Annotated in this window: 1 protein-coding gene; it reads right to left on the bottom strand. The window is 58.6% G+C overall.

Features of this window, described 5'->3' with window-relative positions; all coding sequences use genetic code 11:
- On the bottom strand, nt 1–278 hold a 278-nt coding region (locus N8M95_RS09240; protein WP_261117091.1), incomplete at both ends, for a membrane dipeptidase.

Below are 278 nucleotides of genomic sequence, written 5' to 3'. Positions count from 1 at the left end.
CTGCTTGAACACATCCACATAGGCGATCTGGTCTTCGAACGCATGGGCGTTCTGGAAGCCGAACAGAATGCCGGTCTTGCCCAGCTCCTTGGCCTTGCGAATATCGGCGGTGGTGCGTACCGGCATCACCAGGTCACTGTTTTCGCGGATCAGCTTCTGGCTGGAGGCGATATTGTCGACGGTGGCCTTGAAGCCCTCCCACACCGACACCGTGCAGTTGGCCGCAGTCAACCCGCCTTTGCGCATGTCCTCGAACAGCTCACGGTTCCATTTGGCAA

The organism is Streptococcus mitis (assembly GCF_946190325.1).
Classification (GTDB): domain Bacteria; phylum Bacillota; class Bacilli; order Lactobacillales; family Streptococcaceae; genus Streptococcus; species Streptococcus mitis_CF.
This window is presented reverse-complemented; position numbering and strand designations above follow the sequence as displayed.